Below are 23,801 nucleotides of genomic sequence, written 5' to 3' on the forward strand. Positions count from 1 at the left end.
TTTTTCTGACCCCTTATTATCTAAATGTTAAATAAATGTTATCTTCAAGCCAGTTTTAGAACAAAGAAAACGAAGGCATGTAAGGGATTACATGTTTTTGATTAGGTAGAAGGGAGGTGTGATGGCCTCCTTTCATTTTTTCCTCCGGTCAAAGTTGGCTTGTATATCTTCCTCTTTCTGTTTAACTCGAATTAAACCTCTTATAGAATGAATAGATTTGCCCTAGTCCTCAGCATCCTTATTGTGCTTCTTGCCTCAATTTCAGTATCAGCCCAGAATTACTTTCCGCCCAGAGGCAAATGGGAAACCCGAACGCCACAGTCCTTAGGTTTGAATGCGGCTAAAATTGATATTGCTGTAAAATTTGCCCTAGATAATGAGTATTCAGGTTCTAAAGATTCCAGAATTGCTTCTTATGAAGGCTTTAGCAGCGAGCCATATCATGAATTAGTCGGGCCAACAAGAGAAAGGGGAGGGCCGGCAGGGGTGATTTTAAAAAACGGTTATATCGTAGCGCAATGGGGTGATGTAAAACGGGTAGATATGACCCACAGCGTAACTAAAAGTTATTTATCAACTGTAGCTGGTTTGGCATTGGACGAGGGGATAATTGGTAGTGTTCATGATAAAGTCAGTGACTATGTTTGGGACAATACTTTTGATGGTGCTCACAATCAAAAAATAGAATGGCATACTTTGCTCAATCAGTCTTCGGCTTGGTCTGGTACTTTGTTTGGAATGCAAGATTGGGCAGACAGACCGCCAAGAAGGGGAGGGATTGACGATTGGCGTTTTGAAAAGCCTGTACCATCAGGTACAGTAATGGAATACAATGATGTACGTGTGAATGTACTGGCTTATTCGCTACTTCAGGTGTGGAGAAAACCACTTCCACAAGTCTTAAAAGAGTACATTATGGATCCCATTGGGGCGTCTACTACCTGGCGTTGGTTTGGTTATGAAAACTCTTGGGTAAATGTTGATGGTATAAATATGCAATCTGTTACGGGGGGCGGGCATTCTGGTGGAGGTGTTTTTATCAGTGCATTAGATCATGCTCGTTTTGGTCTGTTGTTTTTAAACGAAGGTAATTGGAATGGTAACCAACTCATTTCCAAAAACTGGGTAACCGTGGCTCAGAAATCTTCTGAGGCGAATGCCAGTTATGGTTATTTGTGGTGGTTGAATAGAGGGCCAAGAAAGTGGAAAGAAGTAGATGATGAATCTATTTATTTTGCCGCAGGTTTTGGAGGAAACTTTATTGTAATTGATAAAAAGAATGATTTGGTAGTGGTAACACGCTGGTTAGAGCCTAATAAAATTGGGCCTATGATGAGTTTAGTTTTAGAAGCCACAAAATAACTCTGCCCGTTGTTACCTACAAGAATATCCGAGCTGGAGGGTATTCTTTCACTATGATAAATCTCGGTTCTTCGTCTTAAAATATTTTAACATGAAGAACAGAACTAAATACCTACTAGCAGCTTTGGCCATTTTTGCATTGGTTGGCTGTAAACCCAAAGGCCCTTATGATACCAGCACGCCTGAAAAAATGCTTCTCTCTTTAGGCTTAGTTTCTGCTCAGCCAGTAGATCATAACCCTATTCCTTATTTTTATGTAAAGAAAGATGGAATTGCCATTACGAATTTTGATGAGGCTGGATTCAAAGCACTAGATGCCTTCGAGTCGTTTAAAACAGCCATGATGAACAACTTTCAAACTAAAATTAAGCGTAGCTCTAAAGATAAAATAGAGTTCTATAAAGATGAGGAACTGTTCTCTACCGTTTCACTTTCGCTTTCAGCTTCGCTTATTAGACCGCAATTGCAAAATCGCTCGCCAGAAGATTATGAAGTAATTTCAGTTTCTGAACCTAATGAAGATGGAGTGGTGACTATTAGATGTAGAATGGTAGATAGAGAAACTGACCTTGAAGTGAAGGAAGAGGATGGTCACTATTTAATGTTCTTGAAGGATAAGGATTACGTTCAAATTCAAAAAATGACCAAGTTCTTCGAAAAAGCCAATGCTCTTTTTACTAGGGCGGCTTCTGAAATCAAAAATAAAGAAGTTACAGAAGAAAACTTTGAAGAGATGTCAAATAGTTGGGATACTGAATACATGGATTTATTCGCAGAGTTGAATTGATTGAAAAGAACTCAACCTCACCTGATTAATAATAATGAAAGACTGGAGTTATTTCCTGTCTTTCATTATTTCTGAGAAAATCTGATACGATTTCACACGGTCTTCATGGTGAAAAATATGAGAAGCCACCATCACTTCATTAATTCCTGTGGCCTCAATAAAGTCGTTTGTTTTTTGCTGCACAGTTTCTTTACTACCTACAAACGCATATTTAAGCATGCGCTGAAAAGCCTCGTGTTGTGCTAAGGATTTCAGTTCAGCAGTCATTTCTTGCGGAGGCTGCATATAGTCGATATTATTCGTCAATACCCCGTACATCATTTTTATAAGCGAAGTAGATAAGCGCTCCGCCTCATGATCCGTATCAGCTGCAATCACGTTGATGCAAGCAGTGGTGTAAGGTTCCTTCAAAAATGCTGAAGGTTGAAAATTATTATGATAAATATGAAAAGCCTCAAAAAGCTGAGCTGGCGCAAAATGACTAGCAAAAGCATAAGGCAAACCCATTTTTGCTGCCAAATGAGCACTGTCGGTACTAGAGCCTAAAATGTAAATAGGCACTTCCACACCCTCGGCTACTGACGCCCTGACCTGAGCGGTTTTATTTTCTTGAGAGAAGTACTTTTGAATTTGCGCAACCTCATCGGGGAAGGCAACTACCGACCTCGCTCTATCTGACCTGATGGCATGAGCCGTAGCTTGGTCGGTGCCAGGTGCTCGACCTAAACCCAGGTCAATTCTGTTTGGGAAAAGCGAACCTAAGGTGCCAAATTGTTCAGCCACGATCAGGGGCGAATGGTTGGGGAGCATAATTCCTCCAGAACCCACTCTTAAAGTCTTTGTACCTCCAGCAATATGCCCAATGAGTACTGCAGTAGCAGAACTTGCAATACTTACCATATTATGGTGTTCCGCCAACCAAAACCTGGTATAGCCCATTTCTTCCGCTTTCTGCGCAAGATCGAGACTCTGTGAAAAGGTGTCTCCGGGAGTGGATCCTACCCCCATAGAGGCCAATTCTAGGATCGAATATTTTATATGTTCAGAATGCTTAAACATGGATTCTCTTTTTAATTTCTCTAACCGTGTAGGTAATGAGAAATAGAAGAGAATAATTCCCTCTTGTTGGATTTTTTAAAATGGGTTTAGAAGTAACTGTTAGCCTATCTGTTGGAGTGTAGGTATGTAGATATCGAAAGTAGCTCCTTGGCCTTTTTCACCACTTGCATTAACTATTCCATTATGGTTTTCAACGATTTTTTTCACAATGGCCAGTCCAATACCCGTACCCTTATACTCCGATTTACCATATAGCCGCTGAAACAGCTCAAATATGATTTCGCTATGTTGCTTATCGAATCCCACACCGTTGTCTTGGACTCGAATATGACAATAGGTTCTATCTAATTGAAGTCTCTTAGGCTCAAGTTGCTCTCCTGTTCCTGTTTTGCTCGATATTTTTATAACAGGAGGGATGCCCGGCTTTGCAAATTTTAATGAATTGCTGATAAGGTTTGTGAGCAATTGTTGGAACTGGAAGTGTATGATATGCACCTTGCAAGGTGCGGAAACTTCTAACTTGGCTTGTTTCTGCTCGATTTCCTCTTTTAAATTTTCCGACACTTCATTAACGACTTGATCAAGCGGAATTCGCTTAAACTTTAATTCACCAGTACTTGTTCGCGAATAGGCCAGTAAGTCCTCAATCAAGGTTTGCATTCGGTTAGCAGCATTCTGCATCCTTGATAAGTAGTCTACCCCTTTTTCAGAAAGGTTTTCCTTTTCTTTATCTATAATTCGAGAGGCAAAGGTTTGAATTTTACGCAGAGGCTCTTGCAGGTCATGACTTGATATATAAGCAAAGGATTGCAGCTCTTTGTTCATTTTTTCAAGGTCTTTATTTTTTCTAGCGAGTTCTGATGTACGTTGTTTTACTTGTTTTTCCAGTTCTTGTAAAAACATTTTCTGGTCCTGAATATCAGTACTAGATCCTACCCACATTCTTATGTTACCGTCTTCGTCTCGTTGTGGAATAGCTCTGCTTAGTTGCCAGCGGTAAGTGCCATCGTATCTTTTAAAACGATGTTCTATAAGGAAGTCTTCACCAGTTTCAATCGATCGCTTCCATTGTTTAATATTTTCTTCTCGGTCATCGGGATGAACAATCTGAATCCAGCCATCCTTATCTATTTGTGCTTGTGTTAGACCAGAAAAGTCGAAAACAGACTGATTAAAATAATTCAGGTTACCCATTGGGTCAGATGTCCAAACATGTTGTGGCATGGAGTCTGCCAATAGTCTAAATTTTTGTTCACGTTCAAAGAGCTGTTGTTGTATGCTTTTTTCTTCAGTGATATCGCGAACTGTTCCAATCATGCGATAAGGCTCATTGTTTTTATAGAAAACTGTGCCTTTTGCTTCCATCCAATGTAGCGAATTATCAGGCCAAAAAATTCTGGCTTTGTAGTGTAAAGAGCCTATAGCAAAAGCTTCTTCAAAAGCTTTTTGTCTGATAGGAAGGTCTTCTTTATGAATTTGTTTAAGGAATGTATTATGTGGTAGCTTGCTATCTTTTTCATAACCAAATATTTCTAAATAGCGGTTTGAATAATTGATTTCATGGGTTTTTAAATTATACTCCCAAGTACCTAATTCACTGGCTTGAATTACTACATTTAATTTTTCTCTATTGGCTTCTATTTTTAAACGGGCTTTTACCTGGTCACTCACATCAAATCCTACACTCATTATACCGTTGATAACTCCATTGTCATCATATAGAGGTTCGTAGGAAAAGTTGATGTATACTGTTTCGAGTCGATTTCTCCTTAGTATTTCAACAGGAAGTTCTTTGGCCACAAACCTGTTGCCTGTGTTGTAAACATCGTCTAGTAAAGCTTTTATGCCTTGCTCATTGAGTTCAGGCATTGCGCTTAGTATTTCCTGGCCTAATACTTCATCCTCTTTTCTACCCCAAAGCTCTAAAGAATGCTTATTCACAATTTCAACCACGTAATTAGTGCCGCGAAAAATAGCAATAGCCACTGGTGCTTGATGAATCATCAGCCTGAGGTTACGCTCACTGGCCTTTATCTTTCTATCGATTCGTTTCCGTTCAGTAATATCTCTAGCAATGGCGAACATGTAAGGAACACCTTGAATAGACAGTCCTTTCATTTGAATTTCAACTGGATAGATAGTTCCATCCTTCTTTTTGTGTAGTGTTTCGAAAAGAGGAAGTGCTTCTTTTTGAGCTCGTTGAAATGTGGTTTGGAATAGATCTTCATGGTATATGGGGTCTACGTCAGGTACCTTCAATGATTTGGCTTCTTCGGCAGTGTATCCCCATTTTTCTAAGGCCAATTCATTTAAATACTCAAAAGAGCCATCTTCACGCATTAAGATAAAAGGATCACTGGCAAAATCGGCAATGAACTTAAATCGTTCTACTTCAACTTCTGCTTTTTTTCTAGAGGTAATGTCCAATGAAGAACTAATATACCCAGTGAATTTGCCATCTGCCGAATAGCAGGGGGTGCCTTTTGAAAGAAACCAACGATAATCATTGTTGCGGTCTAAAGCCCTGAATTCACTTGTAAACTCTGTTTTACTTTCGAAGGCCTTTAGGTAGTCATTCAATACACTGTCACGGTCTTCAGGGTGGATTAAGTCTGCCCATCCAAATTCTAATAGGTGTTCCAATGATTTACCCGTAATTTCTACCCATGCCGTATTGAAGTAAGTGGCTTTACTAGTTTCATCACTTAAGCCAATTAAGATATCGGTGCTTTCAGTAATGTTCTTAAATCGTTGTTCGCTAGATTTGACTTCTTCTAAGGCCTTAATTTTTTCGGTGGTTTCGGTACAGGTTACCAAAACACCTGCTGGTTTTTCTGATTCATCAAAAACAGGGCTGTAACCAAATGTCCAATATACCTCTTCCATTTTCCCATTTCTAAAAATAGGAATCAACTGATTTTCGCTCCAAGTAGGTTCAATTTTGTTTAAAACTTGATCAATGAGTGGTTTGATAATATGCCATATCTCGGGCCAGGCGTCTTCTGCTCTCATGCCCAATATGGCTGGGTGTTTTCCTTGTTCGCCTAAACTTGGTCGGTAGTAGTCATTGTAAAAACAAATGAGATCGGGTCCCCAAAAAAGAAACATTGGGAATTTAGAATTTAATACAATACTTAAAGTGGTACGCAAACTTTGGGGCCAAGTATCAGGTGAACCTAACGTGTTTTTGGTCCAGTCTTTTTCTCTAGTGAGTTTCCCCATTTCTCCACCACCCTGAAGAAATTTAAATTCCGTATTTGTTTTCATAAAATGTGAGTGCTGTCCATGGAGAAGGTTCGTAAATGCTATTAATCTTTGGCGATATTTTTATGGGTTACGTGTAGGGTTAATTAACCTTATGTAAACGACTTTGTTTAGATTCTAATTTTATTTTTTCTTGAGTTTAGGGCGGTTTATTGGTACGTAAATATCAAATGTAACACCTTGATTAAGTATTCCTTCTGCCATGATTATGCCGTTATGATTGCTGATAATCTTTTTAACAATGGCCAAACCGATACCGGTGCCACTGTATTCAGATTTACCATGTAAACGATGGAATATCTCAAACACTTTATCATTGTGTTGAGGATCAAATCCTACACCATTGTCAGAAAAAGCAATATGGCAATATTGCTTTTTGGGCGAAAGACTATCTATTCCGAAAGAAGTTCCAATACCTGTTTTAGTTTTAATGTCGACAACGAGTGATGTGTCTTTTTTGGCAAATTTAATCGCGTTGCTAATAAGGTTTGAAAGCAATTGTCGAAACTGAAAACGGATTATCTCAAGGTTGACATCTTCACCGAGGTTAAATTTGGCTCCTTTTTGCTCTAGTTCTTCTTTGAATGTTTGTTGAGTTTCTTCAACGATTTTATTGAAAGATGTAAGCTCAAATTTATGTTCGGCTGTTGTCGTTCGGGAGTACTGCAAAAGGTCGTCTATCAAAATCCGCATACGGTTTGTTGCATTTTGCATGCGGTTCAAATAGTCTAAGCCTCTTTCTGATAAAACCTCTTTTTCTTTATCTGCTATTCGCGAAGCAAAAGTTTGGATTTTTCGAAGCGGTTCTTGCAAATCATGGCTAGAAACGTAAGCAAACGATTGAAGCTCTTTGTTCATCTTTTTGAGCTCTTGATTTTTAAGCTTCAGTTGCTTAGCACTTGTTTTTAATTTGTCATCGGCTGCCTTTTTTTCAGTGAGGTCACGCGTAATTTTTGAATAACCTATAATGTTTTTATCACCATCTTTAATAGCGGTTATTACTACACTAGCCCAAAACAGACTGCCGTCTTTACGAACTCGCCAGTTTTCTTGAGCGGCTTTTCCCTTTTCTTTAGCAAGCGTTAGTAATTTTTGTGGTACGTTGCTATCTCTATCAGATGGAATATAAAATACTGAAAAGTGTTTGCCAATTATCTCTTTTTCGTTGTAGCCTTTTATCTTTTCAGCTCCTTTGTTCCAGTTTTCTATATTGCCTTCGGTATCTAAGTAGATAATTGCGTAATCTTGAATTTCATCTACCATAAGGTGATTGCGCATCTCGCTCTTTTTCAAAGAGTTATTGGATTCTCTTAATTCCTTTGTACGCAACTCTACTTTTTTCTCTAGCTCGGAAGCAAAAGACTGTATTTGTTCTTCAGCAATTTTTTGCGAGGTAATATCGGTGTTGGAACCTAACCAATGAGTAATATTTCCCTTTTCGTCACGAATGGGCAGGGCACGTGATAAAAACCAATTGTATTCGCCATTCTTAGCTCTCAATGGAAAAGTATCTTCCCAAATTTCTCCAGTGTCCCATGAGCGCTGAATTTTTTGGGTTACCCTATCTACATGGTCAGGGTGATGTACTTTTTGCCAGCCCCAGCCTTGCATTTCTTCAAAAGTACTTCCGGTATAATCATACCATCGTTGATTGTACCAATAAATCCAACCTTTTGCATCGGCCATCCACACCAATTGGTGCATGTTGTCCGCTAAAGTCCTAAATCTTTTCTCGCTTTCTTCAATTGTTTTTCTAGCCAGTACTTGGGTTGTAACGTCAGACGCAATGGCCACGATTCCAGAAATACTTCCGTCAGATTCTCTTAAAGCATCGTAAACAAAATTGATAAATATGGTTTGCATCTTACCATTTCTTGGTAAGTCTACGGGTCTTTCTATGGCCGTGAATTTTTCCCCAGTAGTATATACTTGATCTAATAATTTCTCTAGTCCTTGCCCTTTAGCTTCTGGTAAGCCTTCGAAAATTGGTTTTTTTAGAACTTCTTTCTCGCTTTTCCCCCATAGCGAGAGCATTAGGTCGTTGGCAATTTCAACTTCGTAATTTGGCCCTCTGAATATGCACATAGCAATTGGTGATTGGGCAATATTCTGCCAAAAACGCTGATTGCTGTCTTTTAAACTTTTAAGGCTATTTACTTTTTGAGTGGTTTCAGTACAAGTAACTAAAACACCCGCAATTTCACCTTGTTCATTATGTACAGGACTATAACTAAAGGTCCAATAAACATCTTGTATTTCGCCATTTCTATAAATTGGAATTAGCTGATCTTCACTCCAAGTAGACTGTCCTCCTTCTAAAACCTGGTCAATTAATGGCTTAATAATGTGCCATATTTCACTCCAAGCTTCCTCGGCTTTCATGCCTAATATAGAAGGGTGTTTTCCTTCATTTCCTAAACTAGGCCTATATGCATCATTATAAAAACATAATAACTCAGGTCCCCACCATAAAAACATTGGAAATTTAGAATTAAGAATAATTCCTAATGTGGTACGTAAACTTTGCGACCATGTGTCGGGGGTACCTAGCGAGGTTTTACTCCAATCTTTTGACCGGGTTAGTTCACCCATTTCACCTCCGCCAGAAAGGAAGTTATATGTTGTTTCTTTACCCATTGATTATCACTTTACGGCTGAATTAAAAACGAATCTTTCGTAGGTGGCCTATTTTTTTCTCCTTTCACTAACTCAATTGCGCGCTGAATTACTTTTTTTAGGTTTGAAAAGGTTTTGGGCTTTCTAATATAATAATTTGCCCCTTGCTCGAAAAGCTTATTGGCTATTTCTGGATTGTAGGAAGTGGAGTAAATAATAATGGGCAATTCTTTAAAATTGTCATATTGCCTTATTTCAACCAAACAATCTGCACCGTTTTTTCTAGGCATATTCAGGTCTAGGAAGAGGGCGTTTGGAAGCTTTCTATTGTTTTCGGATAGTAATTTTAGAAGCGCTTCTCCATTGTTAACAGTGGTTAAGCCTGCCGATATTGAGAGCTCAAGTAAGGCCTCTTCAAAAAAAAGGCAGTCATCCTGATCATCATCTGCGAGTAAAAGTTCAAACCCATTGCCCATAGTATTTATTTAAAAAATGAATGACACTTTGAACAAACTTTTGGCTAAAGAGTCTCTTTCGGTTCTTAGAAGTTAACTCCTATTTCAAATAAAGGTCAATAAAAATTATTTGTTTAACAAAAGTGGTTTAAAAGGTATAAACCTTTAAAAGGAACTTTTGAGCCAAAAAAGGAATAACTGTACAACGAACCAAAATGTTACAACGCGACCATAAAGAATCGTTGTAATAGACTAGTTATCTGAAACTCTGATACTTTAAATATGAGCTAGTTGAAATGGCTTCATCAGTATTCTGGAATTATCACTGCTTTTTAGGTTGGTACTACCGTTAATCAATAATTAAAAAATATTTTGAAGCAAACACTATTGCCTTATTCCATAATCAAATTGAAAGCCCCTGAGATCAAAAATTCAGTATTGGGCTTGAAGTCTTGTGCATTTAAAATTGAGGTAAAACCATTTTCTGTAATACCCACTTTTACTATTCTTTTTTCAAAGATTGAAGCCCCATTTTCGGATCCTATTTTTACCAAAACGTAATAATTGCCTTCTATCTCTATTACGGCTGCTTCTGGTAAAGCCATTTCGGTTTGGTTAGAAGTTAATATTTCGGCTTCTACGTACATGCCCGGAATAAAGAGCAATTCGTCTTCTTCATTGTCTAAATGGCAATGCACTAATACCGATCTGTTTTCCTCGTCAATGGCTTTATTGATGAGGTTGATTGTAGCGGTAAATGTTTTGTTTGGATCATTTTGACGCTTGAATATTACTTTTTGCCCTACTTTTATCTTATGGAGGTCATTTTCAAATACCCTCAATTCCATATGCATATGTTCTGTATTGGTAATGGTGATGGCAATATCCGAAGGGTTTAAAAACATGCCTTTAGAAGCTTCTACAGAAGTAATAAAACCGCTAATGGGAGATTTTACAGAGATTACTGAAGTCATGTTTTCTGCAGTTAAGTTGTTGGAATCAATGTTCATCAACACCAACTTCTTTTTTAGGGCTTCATATTGAGTCAAAGCACTGTTGTATTCTGTTTCTGCCTGAAGAAACTTCTTCTGAGAGCTGATATTCTCTTCCGAAAGGCTCTTCTGTCTTTCGTAGTCAGACTTTAAAAATGAAATATGGTTTTTAACTTCCAGAAAATCCTGCTGCATTTGAATGTAAGCTGGGTTTTCTAATGTGAACAAGGTTTGTCCTTTCTTGGCTATTTCACCTGGTAACAGTTCACTTTCTTTCACATAACCACCAAAATAGGCACTTACAGAGGCTTTATGCCCTGGAGGCACATCAAACATGCCAGTAGTGTGTACCTTTTCTGAAAACTGGAACGTGTCCATTTTTCCAAGTTGCATGGCCGAAGCCTGAAATTGAGAGTTACTTACGCTTATGATGTTCTCATCAGTGTTTTCTTCTATGACCAACGTTTCGTTAGAAGCGCCTGAGCCGCAAGAAAGTATGCTGAACACTAGGGCAAGACTGCCTAAAAATAAGCTGATACTGAATGTATGTTTAGAACTGTTCATTTCAGAGTTGTTAAATGTTTGATATCCAATAAGATCATGTTGTAGTTGTAGAGATTTTCTAAGTAGGTAATCTCAATCCCTTTGGCATTATCGAGTAACTGTGTGTACTGCAAAAAGTCGATTTCACCACTTTTAAAAGCCTTTGTGCCATTGTTGATCAACTCCTGAGCCAGCAATTTTCCAGCACTTTCATAGTAGTTTATGGCCTCTTGGTATTGTTCCAAATCAGCACGTTGAGCTTCGTAATTCGCTTTTAACTGTGTTTTGTAATTCTCCGACTCGTATTCAGAAATAAGTGATTGAATTTTGGCTGCGTTGATTTTTGCCTTATCGGCTCCAAAAAAGAGGGGAATGCCAATGCCTGCTTGAAAACCCATATAGGCTTTTGCATTTACGCCATTGTTGGTACCTCTGAAAATATTGAAATGTAAATCGGGCAATAGTTGCTGTTGTGCAAGTTTTAATGATTGCTGCGATAGTAATTCCGCCTTTTTAAAGTACTGAATACCCAAATGGTTTATGGTGTCTAATGGGCTGTACTCAAGCATTTGCATTTGCTGTGGCTCTACTTCAATATCGGTATCGGATTGAAGCCACTGATTTAGTAAAGCATATGACTTTTGAACGCTTTCTTTGCTCTGCTTTAGGGCTAAATCAAGCTCTCTTTGCTTGGCCTCTGCCGTTAGTTTCTCCAAATAATTAGATTCTCCTTCTTCAAATTTGCGCGAAGCCGCTCTGGAAAAGTCTTTATATAGGCTGTCTAAATAAGCATAATTCTGGGCTACACTTTGCCAATACACAACAGTGTAATAGGCTTTCGAAACTTCTTTTGTGATTCTATTTTGATCCAGTAAATTCTGTTGTTCCGAAAGGGAGGTAATGCCCTGAAGCACTTTTTTCTGGTTTCCATACACCGTTGGAAAAGCAAGAGATTGACTAAGACCAAAGACATTGAGCGCTTGGTTATTTTCGGCAATGTTGTTTTCGTCATAGTGATAATACACCTGCGTTTTTTCAATGTTGAATGAGCTGCCTACCAAAGATTTATTCTGATCTATTCTAGCAGAAGAAGCTTTCAATTCACTGTTGTTCTTTAGCGCAATGTCGATGGCTTCATTTAGGCTGACGGGTTTGGTTTGTGCTATTCCGTTGCTATTAAAGGCAAGCATCAACAGAATGACAATCATAAGCGGTTGTGCTTTCATTGGTTTTTTAGCTTCTTTTTTATCGAAAATAGAATACAAAACAGGCAGTACAATTAGCGTAAGAATGGTGGCGGAAATTAGTCCACCAACGACAACTGTGGCAAGAGGCCTTTGAACTTCGGCACCAGCGGAAGTAGAAATGGCCATAGGAAGAAAGCCGAGTGCTGCGGCCATGGCTGTTAATAATACTGGTCTAAGTCTTTGCTTAGTGCCGAGAATCACCCTCGAATTAATATCGTCATGACCGTGTTTTTTCAGTTCTTTAAAATGCTCAATCAGCACAATTCCATTGAGTACCGCGATTCCGAAAAGAGCGATAAAGCCTACGCCAGCGGAAATACTGAAGGGCATATCTCTAAAATAGAGTAATAAAACACCACCCACAGCTGACAGCGGAATAGCACTGTAAATCATTAGGGCCTCTTTTACAGAATTGAAAGCGAAATAGAGTAAGAAGAAAATGAGGACTAAGGCTACAGGCACTGCAAGCATTAGTCTGGCTCTGGCTGATCTTAGGTTTTCGAACTGCCCACCATATTCGATGCTATAACCCACGGGGACTTTTACCTTACTTTTAATGATTTGCTGAACATCGTTTACCACAGACTCTAAGTCTCTGCCACGAACATTTACACCTACAACAACACGCCTTTTTGTATCATCGCGCGATATTTTTGCTGGCCCTTTGGTGTAGGTGATTTCAGCAAATTCGCTAAGCGGCACTTTGTTTCCGTTGGGCAAAAGCACCGATGCTCTTTCTATGTCTTGAATGTCTTTTCGGTGTTCTGCATCATACCGAACCACCAAATCGAATTGCTTTTCGCCTTCAAAAACAGATCCTGCAGTTGCTCCTGCAAAACCCATCGTAATAATGTTATTCAATTCTTCTACGTTCAGGCCATAGCGCGCAATTTTTTGGCGGTTGAATTTTACAGACATTTGAGGTAAACCTGCTACTTTCTCCACAATAATGTCTGCTGCGCCATCTACATTGGCAATCGCCTTTTCTATTTCTAAGGCTTTTTGGTAGAGCACGTCCAAATCTTCCCCAAAAACTTTGATTGCCAAATCGGCCCTAACACCAGTGATAAGTTCATTAAAGCGCATCTCAATCGGCTGGGTAAACTCAAAATCAACTCCGGGTATTTTGGCGGAAAGAGCTTCTTTAAACTTGTCGGCCAATTCATCTTTGGTTTCGGCAGAAGTCCATTCTTTGATCGGATTTAGTTTAATGATTACATCACTTTCTTCCATCGACATAGGGTCGGTAGGTACTTCTGCCGCTCCAATTCTGGTCACTACCTGATCTACCTCTGGAAACTCCTTGAGGATTTGTTCCATTTGGGTAGTGGCTTCTATGGTTTTACTTAATGAGGTGCCGGTTTTAAATACTGGCTGGATTACAAAATCACCTTCATCTAAAGTAGGTACGAATTCTCCACCCATTTTTGAGAATAATATTCCTACAGCAATGAGTAGTGCCGTAGCAGCAGCCAATACAATTCCTTTACTTTTCAAGGCCCAAGTAATGGAAGGAGTATAAATTCTGTCCAGAAACCCGATCAGTCGATTAGAGATGTTCTTTTTATTTGGATCAGATGGTTTTAGGAAGATTGAAGAAACTACCGGAACATAAGTGAAACAGAGGATCATTGCGCCAATCAAAGCAAAGCAAAACACCAAGGCCATAGGCTTAAACATTTTGCCTTCGACCCCAGAAAGGGAGAGGATTGGAATGAAAACAATGATGATGATCAGCTGCCCAAAAACCGCAGAGCGCATCATTTTTGTAGATCCGCTAAAAGTAATTTTATCAATTAGGCTTTGCTTTTCAGACTTTGGTAAACTTATGATTTGAGTTCTTTCCGCAGTAATTTTAAAAGCAATGTATTCAACAATAATCACCGCTCCATCTATGATAATTCCAAAGTCAATGGCGCCTAAACTCATTAGGTTGGCATCTACTCCAAAAATGTACATTAAGGACAGCGCAAAGAGTAAGCAGAGTGGAATTACTGAGGCGACTACCAAGCCAGAACGCAGATTCCCCAACAAGAGCACCACTACAAAAACTACAATTAAACAACCTAGAATTAGGTTTTCAGCAATAGTGAAAGTGGTTTTCCCAATCAGCTCACTTCGCTCTAAAAATGCATTTATTTTAACACCTTCAGGAAGGGAACCTTGAATTTCTTCTACTCGCGATTTTACCGCGTCAATTACTGCTTTTGAGTTGGCGTCTTTCAGCATCATTACTTGGCCTAGTACTTTTTCGCCTTCGCCATTTCCAGTAATTGCTCCAAAACGATTGGCATGACCAAAACCTACTTTGGCCACATCTCGAATAAAAATTGGAGTGCCATTTCGGTTGGTAACTATAATGTTTTCAATGTCTTCAAGAGAACTTACTAAGCCTTCACCACGGATGAAAAAGGCTTCATTTCCTTTTTCTATATAACTACCACCTGCAACGCTGTTGTTTTTTTCTAAGGCATCGAATACTTCGGAAAGGGATAAATTTAATGCACGTAACTGCTCCGGATTAATAGAGACTTCGTATTGTTTGAGATAGCCGCCCCAAGTGTTTACTTCCACTACGCCAGGTATTCCAGATAATTGACGTTTTACAATCCAATCCTGAATGGTTCTTAAATCGGTAATTGAGTATTGATCTTGGTATTCAGGCTCTACATCTATTATATATTGATAGATTTCACCCAAACCAGTAGAAACAGGCCCCATAAAGGGTTTGCCAAATTCTGCGGGAATTCTTTCTTCGGCACTTTTAATTTTTTCTGCAATAAGCTGACGCGGTAAATAAGTGCCCATTTTGTCTTCGAACACCACCGTCACCACAGAAAGCCCAAACTTGGATATTGAACGAATTTCCGTTACCCCAGGCAGATTGGCCATTTCTAATTCTACAGGGTAAGTCAGAAATTTCTCCACATCCTGAGTTGCCAAATTACGCGATGTGGTGATGATCTGAACCTGATTGTTGGTAACATCGGGCACGGCTCCAATGGGGATGTTGTTAAGTGAAAAAATACCAAAACCCACCATGATTGCTGTGAAAATCATCACAATGAGTTTGTTTCGAATGCTGTATTGAATAATCTGTTCTAACATTACTATGGTCTAAAAGTGACTTCTCAAATCTATAATGTGTTTCCTTAGGCTTCTCATAAGAGAAACTTAAGGTTTCCTTAAAAATGCAATCGTAAAAGTGGTGCCTTTATTGATTTTACTTTCTACAGTAATCTGCGCACCAATAGCATCTACTGCCTTTTTTGCAATAGATAATCCCAAGCCAGCTCCTGTAATCTGTTTATGTTCTAAAGCATCGGACCTAAAAAATGGATTAAATAGCGAACTAAGGTCTTCTTGCTTAATTCCAATGCCTTGGTCGCTTATTTTACAAAGCGTATACTTTTCTTCTTCTGAGATTTCTACTGATAGCGTTTTGCCTTCAAGGGAATATTTGATGGCATTTATGATGATGTTTTCCAGTATCAAACTCGCGTAATATTGAGGTACTAGAGTTTCGGTTTCGGCCTTTACTTCAAAATTTACTTTTAAATTTTTCTGACTGATGGTGTTGCCATTTCTAGAGAGTACTTCATCAACCAAACTTACCAATGGAATAAGATGATTCTCTTCAATTTCGCCTTTAGAATCAAACCTAGCGAGTAACAAGAGCTGCTCCACAATATTGCTCATGCGGTCTATTTCGCTCAAACCATACTGCACTTTTTCTTCATATTCTGATTGTGTGCGTGGTTTTCTGATGAGCACTTCTAAAGTACCTCTGAGTGTTGAAAGTGGGGTTCTAAGTTCGTGCGAAGCATCTGAAGTAAACTGTCGTTCACGCTGAATGGCGTTTTCTATGCGCTGCAAAAGTTCGTTGATGGCTGAAGAAAGTTCGAAGATTTCATCTTTGTTAGGCGGTAGCGGAACCCGTTCGTTTAGATTATTTTTTGTAATGGTGTTTGTGGAATCTATAATGGCTTGAAGCGGAGTGATGCTTCGGCCTGCCAATGAACTTGAAATTAAATAAAGACCAAAAAGCACAATAGGAAAGGAGATCAATAAAGTATTCTGCAGGTTCTTAATCACCATTGTGGAACTCTCCATTGAAATGGCGGTAATAATATAGCCTTGCTTTCTTCCATTTTTTTCAATTGGAATTTGGGCTTGCCTAATGGCCCTATCTACAAGGAATGTGCTAAAGTGATCGTTGCTTTCTACTGCTTCAAGAAAGGAGAGTTGCTGCTCTTTAAGGTTGGGCGATTTATCCATTAACTGCCCTTGGTTATTGATCAGCTGAATAAATACGGGGTTTACCTGCACCTCACGATGTTCTCTTTCGGCCCATTCGGCTTTGTTCATGAAATGAATGCTGTCATTTTCAATGATGATTTCCTTGGAGTGCTTTTGGGCCTGATAAGAGAGTTCTTTATCTAGGTTGCTGAAAACCGTTTTCTTTACGCTTAAAAAAACGATAAGAAATGCCAATGCCGTGATAATGGCTGTGGCCACAGTGTAGTAGAGGGCAATTCTATTTTTGAAATTCAATTTCATAATTCCTTAGCGATATAGCCTATTCCCCTTACTGTTTGGATGTAATTTTCAGCTTCACTTAACTTTAGTTTGTTGCGAAGCGCGTTAATGTACACATCGATTACTCCAGTATTATATTCAAAATGAATGTCCCAAACCGATTCTATAATTCTTGTTCTGCGGCAAACTTTGTTCTTGTTTCGGAGCAAATACTCTAATAATGCGAACTCCTTTTTCGTAAGGAAAATCTCCTCATTTCCCTTATGCACTTGGTGGGCATTCACATCCAAAACTATGTTTCCAATGCTCAATTTTTCAGAAGAACTTGGCGTGGAGCGCAGTTGTACCCTGATTCTTTCTAAGAGTTCTTCAAAATGGAAGGGTTTTTTAATGTAATCGTTGGCACCTGATTGCAAGCCGAAAATTGTTTCTTGAACTGTATCTTTGGCGGTTAGAAAAATGATAGGAGTAGCGCTGTTTTCTTTTCTGAATTGTCGACAAATTTCTATGCCGCTTAGGCCGGGCAGCATCCAATCGAGCAAGAGCAAGTCATAATCATTGCTTAGGGCTAAAATAAGTCCTTGGTTGCCATCTGCCGCTGTGTCTACCACGAAGGACTCTTCTTCCAAACCTTGCTTAACAAAGCTGGAAATCCCGACCTCGTCTTCAACAATCAGAATTCTCATGCACTAATTTATCATTTGTTGGATTAGAGTGTATCCTGTATTTCCTTAAAGTTTCCTTAAAAAAGGGTAGGGGTATCATAAAGCCCAGTTAATATTCAGGCAATTTGAGTTTTCTATATTTGTACTTACTTCACGAAAACACTTCCGTAAAATGAATAAGTTAACCTTTCTCTGTGTTCTGCTATTTTTTGCCACCAGCGCTCTAGCCCAAACTAAAGTAATTGCTCATCGAGGTTTTTCAGGTATTGCGCCAGAAAATACTTTGGCAGCCATTCAGAAAGCCATTGATCATCAGTTTGAGTATTACGAGTTGGATATTCACAAAACCAAAGACGATTCTTTAATGGTTATTCATGATGCTTCGGTTAACCGAACTTCTTCTAACGGAATGAAAGGAAAGATTGCTGAAATGACTTATGAAGAACTGAGCAAAGTGAGGGTGGGCTATTCTGATAAGTTTGGTGAAGAGTTTAAGGGTGAAAAAGTGCCTACGCTCAGAGAGGCACTGGCCATGTCGAAAGGGAAAATCAAGGTTTGTATTGAGTTGAAGGTCAATGGAGCGGAGCAAGAAATGCTCGATATTATCAATGATTTGGGTATGAAAGATGAAGTAATTGTTTTCTCGTTTTATTATCAGGCATTGGAAAAAGTGCGTGCACTGGATAAAGATATTCCGATTCTATTTTTGGTAGGGTCAGCAAATGAACGATCAATTGATATGGCCAAAGCTATTAACGCTCAAGCGATTGGTGCTGGGGGTGGAAATCCAATTACAAAGGAGTATATAGAAAAGGCTCACGAAACTGGACTTGAAGTGTGGAGGTGGACTGTGGATGATGAAAAAACTATGAAAGCACTGATTGAAGTTGGTGTTGATGGCATTATCTCTAATTTCCCAGATAGATTAGTCAAGCTGCCAGGTGTGAAGATCAAAAAATAGTAATTAGACTTTTGGAAGGAATTAGGCTCCCTGCGAAATCTTTCCCGGTTTTCCTGCGCCTAGACCAACATAAAGCTTAAGTAAAGCAATGGCCAGTAAAAAGGCCAAGGAGTAAGACCAGTTTCCAGTTAAATCGAAAATGCTACCAAATAGAATTGGCCCTGTGGCGGCTATCAAATAGCCAATGGATTGCGCCATTCCCGAAAGTTCAGCCGCTGTTTCGGAATCTTCTGAGCGGAAAATGATAAGCATTAATACCAGACCAAAACTTCCCCCTAAGGCAAAACCTATTAATGAAACCCAAATGGGAACAAGGCCTGCTTGTGGGAACATGAGCCCAACTAGGCTTATGGCTTCTAAAAGTACCAGAACGAGAATAATACTTCGTTGATCCTTTTTTCTTCCAGCCCAAATGGGAATAACTAACGAGCCTAAAACGCCAGTGCCTTGTGAAAGAGAAAGCATCCAGCCTGAATAAGAGGCATCAAAGCCTCGGCTCTGAAGAATATCGGGTACCCAAGCCAAAATCACATAAAAAGCGAAGGATTGTAAACCCATGAAAACGGCCACTTTCCAAGCTAAGGCCGAACGCGTCAGATGCTTCATGGCCTTTAAGAAATTACGATGCTTTTTCGCTTTTTTAATACGCCATATTTGGGGTATCCAAATAAAAAATGCTGCGAAAGAAAGAAGAGCCCAAATGGCCAAAGCACCTCGCCAACCAAAGACTTCGTTTTGAGCTAGGGGAACACTAATGCCGGCTGCAGTAGCAGCTCCAACAGCCATAACTCCCGAGTATAAACTGGTGATGAGACCAGAATTAGACTCGAAATTTCTTTTCACCAAGCTGGGTAAAAGCACATTGCCAAAGGCGATGCCAATACCTGATAAAATTGTTCCTATGTACAGTGCAGGTATAAAATCAATTGAACGAACCAGAATACCGATGGTGATTAACAAGAGTGCGCCCGCTAAAGTAGCAGCCATTCCGAAGCGTTTGGTAAAAAGAGTGGTAAGCATTGAAACCACCCCGAATGCCAAAAGGGGTAAAGCTGTAAGCAAACCCAACATTGAATTCGATAGTCCAGTACTTTCTCTAATGGTACTTACCAATGGACCCACGCTGGCCAGTGCCGGACGTAAGTTGATGGCAATAAATAAAATACCAGCAATAAGTAAAGCTTGCTTGGGTTGACTAGTAGTACTCGAAGCTTTTAAATCAGGTTTTAACATTATTAGCGCTTACAGAATGAAATACTCTGTATGAGTAATCATATCATACCCTAATGGCTAAGTCCGAGTAAAAGTTCGCTGAATAACTGAATTGTTTTTCAGCGTTTATCTTCCTTTTAATTATTCGTTCTCTGGTATTTTAAGCCAGGTCCATCGCAAGGGGCCCAAGTGCCTTTTAATGTGTTTTCTGATTCTATGATTAACACTTCGATTAAATCGCCTGTGCAATTGGCGATAAGCTCGTTGTCGCTTGGGTAGGTAAGTTTGATCGAGTGTTCTTCTTCTGTAGAATTAAAGACGAACGTGCCAGAGGCTGAAGTTTCTACGCCTTCTCTTATTCTAGATTTGGTGAAGTTGCCCGTGTTGGTATTCAAAATATAATATTCTTGCCAATCCATGTCATTCCCTGTGGTAATGGATGGTGAAAAACTACCTGTCATTTCAACCAATTCCCATTTCTGTGGATTACCTTCAAGAACGCAGCAGTCTGGCCCATCGGAACAAGAAGAAAAGGAGATGAGGAGAATGGCAGAAGCAAATAATGATTTCATAGGTGTTATTGGTTTTCTGCTGGTTTAGACCCACCTAAGGTTGGAAAGGTTGGGGGAGGGTTCTTCAAAACCTTCTCTTATTTTTGAGGGGTTTAAGCAAATCTTCCAAGCCGTTGATTTTGATTTCAAAGATGGTGGAAAGGAGCATGCCTAGTTTGCCCTCAGGGAAACCTTCTTTGGCAAACCATTCTAAATAGTAAGTGGGTAAATCGCACAGCGTAGTGCCTTTGTATTTGCCGAAAGGCATTTTCATTGTCACTAAGTCGACTAGTAGTTGTGGGTTAGGGCCTTCCATTGTTGCAAGTTACTAAATCACCGAAAGTATAAGCATAAAAAAATGCTTTGCGATTTCTCACAAAGCATTTTTAATACTTTCAATTGAGTGGGCTTATTCGCCTCCTTCAAGTTCACCTCTTTTGGCCATTCTTTTCATTTTGTCGTTAGCGTAAATCGCAACTTCCACTCTACGATTGGCTTGTCTGCCTGCATTCGTATCGTTTTCTGCAATTGGCTGACTTTCACCATAGCCTGCGATTTCCAATCTTTGGTAATCTAAACCAAGGCTTACTAAATACTCTTGTACTGAAGCTGCTCTTTTCTTAGAAAGGGTCATGTTATATTCGTCAGTACCAGTATTGTCAGTATGACCTTCGATAAGCACGTTAGTGTCTTCATATTTCTGAAGCGTAGCGGCTAAATCTTTAAGGTTTTCTTTAGTATTTACATTCAGGTTGGATTGGTTGGTGGCGAACATTAAACCTGAGTCGAAGGTGATTTTAATCCCTTCTCCTACACGTTCTACTTTAGCTCCTTCCAAATCATTTCTTAATTCTTCGGCTTGTTTGTCCATTCTACGTCCAATTAAAGCACCTGCAGTACCACCAACGGTAGCGCCAATAATTGCACCTAGGGCGGTATTGTCTTTACCTCCAATTACTCCACCCAATACACCACCGGCAGTGGCTCCAATGGCTCCACCTTTTACTGTGTTACTTGCTTGGCAGCCAAATAAAAGAGCGCCCGAAAGAAAAATTGCTGTTATTAGTTTTAATGATGATTTCATGATTTCGTATGTTATTTGATTTGGCTGTTATTATTCAATTCTTGTACCACCTGTGAAAAGCTTAATTAAAGCCGCTTTTTGCAATGGAAGTTGTTTCAATCTTTCCCATATGTGTAAAGGAGTACTCAATTTGATAATCGACAGAGATGGTTTTGCGCAAAGATGAGAGAAATTGATTTCATTCTTTCCGATTGGTACTACCTTTCTTTTCTACATAGAAGCTTGGCCAAATTGTTTTCTTTATCAACATTCAGTTGGTAAACTTTTTTCATGGTATTAGTAATTATGTTACAAAGTGTAGCTAGGTATTGATTCCTGTTTGATTCACTTTTCATGATGGTATTTTAGAGCTGAGGTGTCCTACCTTGTTTTTCGATTTTCAAACTTCTTTCAAGTTTGTTTGGGTAAAAAAATCCTCAATTCGTGTAAGCCTTCGTCCTATTTAACTGAGGTTTCCCCTTAAAACTGCCTTTAAGGGCTAATTTCTTACTTGGTATAATATTTCTCTATGGTAGGCTGTTGCGAGCAACTACTAACCTTAAAACCACGAGTTATGAAATATAGAATACTAAGTTTATTGGCAGTGTTAATGGGAGCCACGGTGCTTCTCAGTGTTTCATCTTTAATTGTAAGTTCAAAGAATGTGGAAATCGAGAATGATATAGAAGATGAGTTTGAATATAGGTCATTTAAGGTAGCCCCTTCCGAACTGGAACTTGAAAACACTGTTTCTCATAAAATAAAAGGTTCCGACTATTACGAGGAGATAAAAGATGAACTAAGAAATTTATACTCCGAGCGGAATAATCAATCCATTTGGTTTTATTCAGATAGTCCTAAGCCTATATTTTATGAAGCCGTAAGACAAATTGATTCTAGTGTTGCACATGGTTTGAGCCCACATTATTATGGAGTAGATGAGCTTAGAAATGTGGATTCCCTGTTTCAACGAGGTATTAGTAAGGAACACGTTTTGGAAATGGAAATTGATATGACGGCTAATTACCTGCTTTACAATTTTCATATTCAGAACGGGCGTTTACCTGATGAACAAATGAGTGGTTATTGGCATAAGGACAAAAAGAACAATGGATTTTTGACGGGTTTGGTTAAAGTAAAAACTCCTCAACAACTCAAGGCTCAGTTGGAAAGTGCTTTTCCTACTCACCATAAGTATGCTGAACTTCTAGATCATTTAAATAAATACCGTGAGCTTGAAGCCAGCGGTGGTTGGTCAACCATTAATATCGGTGACACCAAAGTAATTGAGCCGGGCGAAAAACATGAGGCGATTCCTCAGATTAGAGAAAGATTGTCTATTACGGACCCATTCTTCAATACTCCGAGACCAAAAGATCCATTTGAAATTAGTTATGACCTTGACGGCTTGGACTTAGATGTAAATTATTACGATGAAGTTTTACAGGCATCGGTAAAGCAGTTTCAGCAGCGACACGGTTTAGCTCCAGATGGTCGCTTGGGGAAGGAAACCATAGCAGCGTTAAACATTCCTGTTGCTGATAAGGTGAGTCAGATTGAGTTGAACCTTGAACGAATGCGATGGTTACCAAGTGAATATGGAGCAAATTATGCCGAAGTTAATATTCCAGATTACAGTTTGAAATTATACCAAGACAATGAAAAAACGCTTGAAATGAAGGTGATTGTTGGAACGGAGTTTACTTCTACACCTATTTTTTCCGATACTTTAAAGTACTTAGTATTTAGTCCAACATGGACGGTGCCTTTCAGCATTAAGTCTAAAGAGATGCTGCCTAAACTTCAAGAAGACCCTGCGTATTACACAAAGCTGAATTATAAATTTTATAGAGGTTGGAGCACAGAAACAGAGATCGATCCATCAAAAGTAGATTGGTCTGAGTATTCATCCAGTAACTTTCCGTTTAATGTTGTTCAGCAACCAGGGGGATCGAATAGTTTAGGACGGGTCAAGTTTATAATGCCCAACGATTTAAGTATTTATTTACATGATACTCCTAGCGGTCATCTTTTTAATCGTTATGATAGAGCATTTAGTCATGGGTGTATTAGAGTAGAAAAGCCAGAGTTATTAGCTGAATACTTGCTGCGTGATCAAGCGGATTGGACTTCAAGCAAAATCAATCAAGCTATGTTCAGTAACACGCCTAAAAAGGTGTACTTAGAAAAGGACTATCATGTTCAGATTACTTATTTAACCGCCTTCGTTGATGAAAACGGATTGATGAACTTTAGAAAAGATATTTATGGTCATGACAAGTCTCAGGTTGATAAATTGAAACACTTGTTTGCTACTCAATAAAGAGACAATTCTGAAAACTAAATTCGTGCGTAAAATATGGAGTAAACAGATTCAGTTGCTTGAGTAAAATTTTCCACACATTATGCTGTATGAAAATCATAAATCATGAATTAAGGCCTCTGAGAGGCTTTTTTTATTTTGGTAGATAGTTTGCAATTATAG

At 39.0% G+C, this 23,801-nt stretch carries 16 protein-coding genes; 4 read left to right on the forward strand and 12 right to left on the reverse strand.

Going from position 1 to position 23,801, the window contains the following annotated elements:
* The first annotated feature begins 207 nt into the window (after positions 1–207).
* Entirely contained in the window at positions 208–1,362 is a 1,155-nt protein-coding gene (locus tag MB14_RS16920; RefSeq protein ID WP_062593721.1) for a serine hydrolase domain-containing protein, read from the forward strand.
* A 91-nt stretch (positions 1,363–1,453) separates the two neighbouring features.
* Complete coding sequence (locus MB14_RS16925; protein ID WP_062593723.1) at positions 1,454–2,149, forward strand: hypothetical protein; 696 nt, start codon at positions 1,454–1,456, stop codon at positions 2,147–2,149.
* Between the two features lie 48 nt (positions 2,150–2,197).
* Here the strand turns inward: MB14_RS16925 and MB14_RS16930 are convergent, their stop codons facing one another.
* The 8 genes from MB14_RS16930 to MB14_RS16965 all read right to left on the reverse strand — a co-directional run bounded on the left by MB14_RS16930 (position 2,198) and on the right by MB14_RS16965 (position 17,550).
* On the reverse strand, positions 2,198–3,208 hold the full coding sequence (locus MB14_RS16930) for an LLM class flavin-dependent oxidoreductase (RefSeq protein WP_062593724.1): 1,011 nt from the start codon (positions 3,206–3,208) through the stop codon (positions 2,198–2,200).
* A gap of 99 nt (positions 3,209–3,307) precedes the next feature.
* Positions 3,308–6,475, reverse strand: a complete 3,168-nt coding sequence (locus MB14_RS16935) for a PAS domain-containing sensor histidine kinase (RefSeq protein WP_062593726.1) — start codon at positions 6,473–6,475, stop codon at positions 3,308–3,310.
* 120 nt (positions 6,476–6,595) lie between these two features.
* Positions 6,596–9,109 (reverse strand): PAS domain-containing sensor histidine kinase, encoded by a 2,514-nt coding sequence (locus MB14_RS16940; RefSeq protein ID WP_062593728.1) that lies wholly within the window; start codon positions 9,107–9,109, stop codon positions 6,596–6,598.
* A gap of 11 nt (positions 9,110–9,120) precedes the next feature.
* Entirely contained in the window at positions 9,121–9,564 is a 444-nt protein-coding gene (locus tag MB14_RS16945) for a response regulator (RefSeq protein WP_062593730.1), read from the reverse strand.
* Between the two features lie 371 nt (positions 9,565–9,935).
* On the reverse strand, positions 9,936–11,099 hold the full coding sequence (locus MB14_RS16950) for an efflux RND transporter periplasmic adaptor subunit (RefSeq protein ID WP_062593732.1): 1,164 nt from the start codon (positions 11,097–11,099) through the stop codon (positions 9,936–9,938).
* Positions 11,096–15,433, reverse strand: a complete 4,338-nt coding sequence (locus tag MB14_RS16955; protein ID WP_062593734.1) for a CusA/CzcA family heavy metal efflux RND transporter — start codon at positions 15,431–15,433, stop codon at positions 11,096–11,098. Before MB14_RS16955 ends, MB14_RS16950 begins: the two co-directional genes overlap by 4 nt.
* Positions 15,434–15,499: 66 nt before the next feature.
* The gene (locus tag MB14_RS16960) at positions 15,500–16,885 is read right to left on the reverse strand and encodes a sensor histidine kinase (protein ID WP_062593736.1); all 1,386 of its coding nucleotides are present in this window, start codon (positions 16,883–16,885) and stop codon (positions 15,500–15,502) included.
* Positions 16,882–17,550, reverse strand: a complete 669-nt coding sequence (locus MB14_RS16965; RefSeq protein ID WP_053223118.1) for a response regulator transcription factor — start codon at positions 17,548–17,550, stop codon at positions 16,882–16,884. The genes MB14_RS16960 and MB14_RS16965 overlap by 4 nt, the downstream gene beginning before the upstream one ends.
* A 151-nt stretch (positions 17,551–17,701) precedes the next feature.
* Between MB14_RS16965 and MB14_RS16970 the strand changes: the two genes are divergently transcribed.
* Positions 17,702–18,490 carry a glycerophosphodiester phosphodiesterase gene (locus MB14_RS16970; RefSeq protein ID WP_062593738.1) on the forward strand — a complete coding sequence of 263 codons (789 nt, stop codon included), beginning with the start codon at positions 17,702–17,704 and terminating at the stop codon, positions 18,488–18,490.
* Between the two features lie 21 nt (positions 18,491–18,511).
* Here the strand turns inward: MB14_RS16970 and MB14_RS16975 are convergent, their stop codons facing one another.
* From MB14_RS16975 to MB14_RS16995, 4 genes are all read right to left on the reverse strand, one after another.
* Positions 18,512–19,723, reverse strand: coding sequence for a CynX/NimT family MFS transporter (locus MB14_RS16975; protein ID WP_062593740.1), 1,212 nt, complete (start codon positions 19,721–19,723; stop codon positions 18,512–18,514).
* A gap of 116 nt (positions 19,724–19,839) precedes the next feature.
* Positions 19,840–20,274: a hypothetical protein gene (locus MB14_RS19005; protein ID WP_132644069.1), complete on the reverse strand. Its 435-nt coding sequence runs from the start codon at positions 20,272–20,274 to the stop codon at positions 19,840–19,842.
* A gap of 64 nt (positions 20,275–20,338) precedes the next feature.
* Positions 20,339–20,569, reverse strand: a complete 231-nt coding sequence (locus tag MB14_RS16990; protein ID WP_062593745.1) for a DUF3820 family protein — start codon at positions 20,567–20,569, stop codon at positions 20,339–20,341.
* 93 nt (positions 20,570–20,662) lie between these two features.
* Positions 20,663–21,337 (reverse strand): YiaD family glycine zipper/OmpA-like lipoprotein, encoded by a 675-nt coding sequence (locus MB14_RS16995; protein WP_062593747.1) that lies wholly within the window; start codon positions 21,335–21,337, stop codon positions 20,663–20,665.
* Positions 21,338–21,890: 553 nt separating this feature from the next.
* Between MB14_RS16995 and MB14_RS17000 the strand changes: the two genes are divergently transcribed.
* Positions 21,891–23,639 (forward strand): L,D-transpeptidase family protein, encoded by a 1,749-nt coding sequence (locus MB14_RS17000; RefSeq protein ID WP_165899477.1) that lies wholly within the window; start codon positions 21,891–21,893, stop codon positions 23,637–23,639.
* Positions 23,640–23,801 lie beyond the last annotated feature (162 nt).

This window comes from Roseivirga ehrenbergii (assembly GCF_001593005.1).
Taxonomy (GTDB): Bacteria; Bacteroidota; Bacteroidia; order Cytophagales; family Cyclobacteriaceae; genus Roseivirga; species Roseivirga ehrenbergii.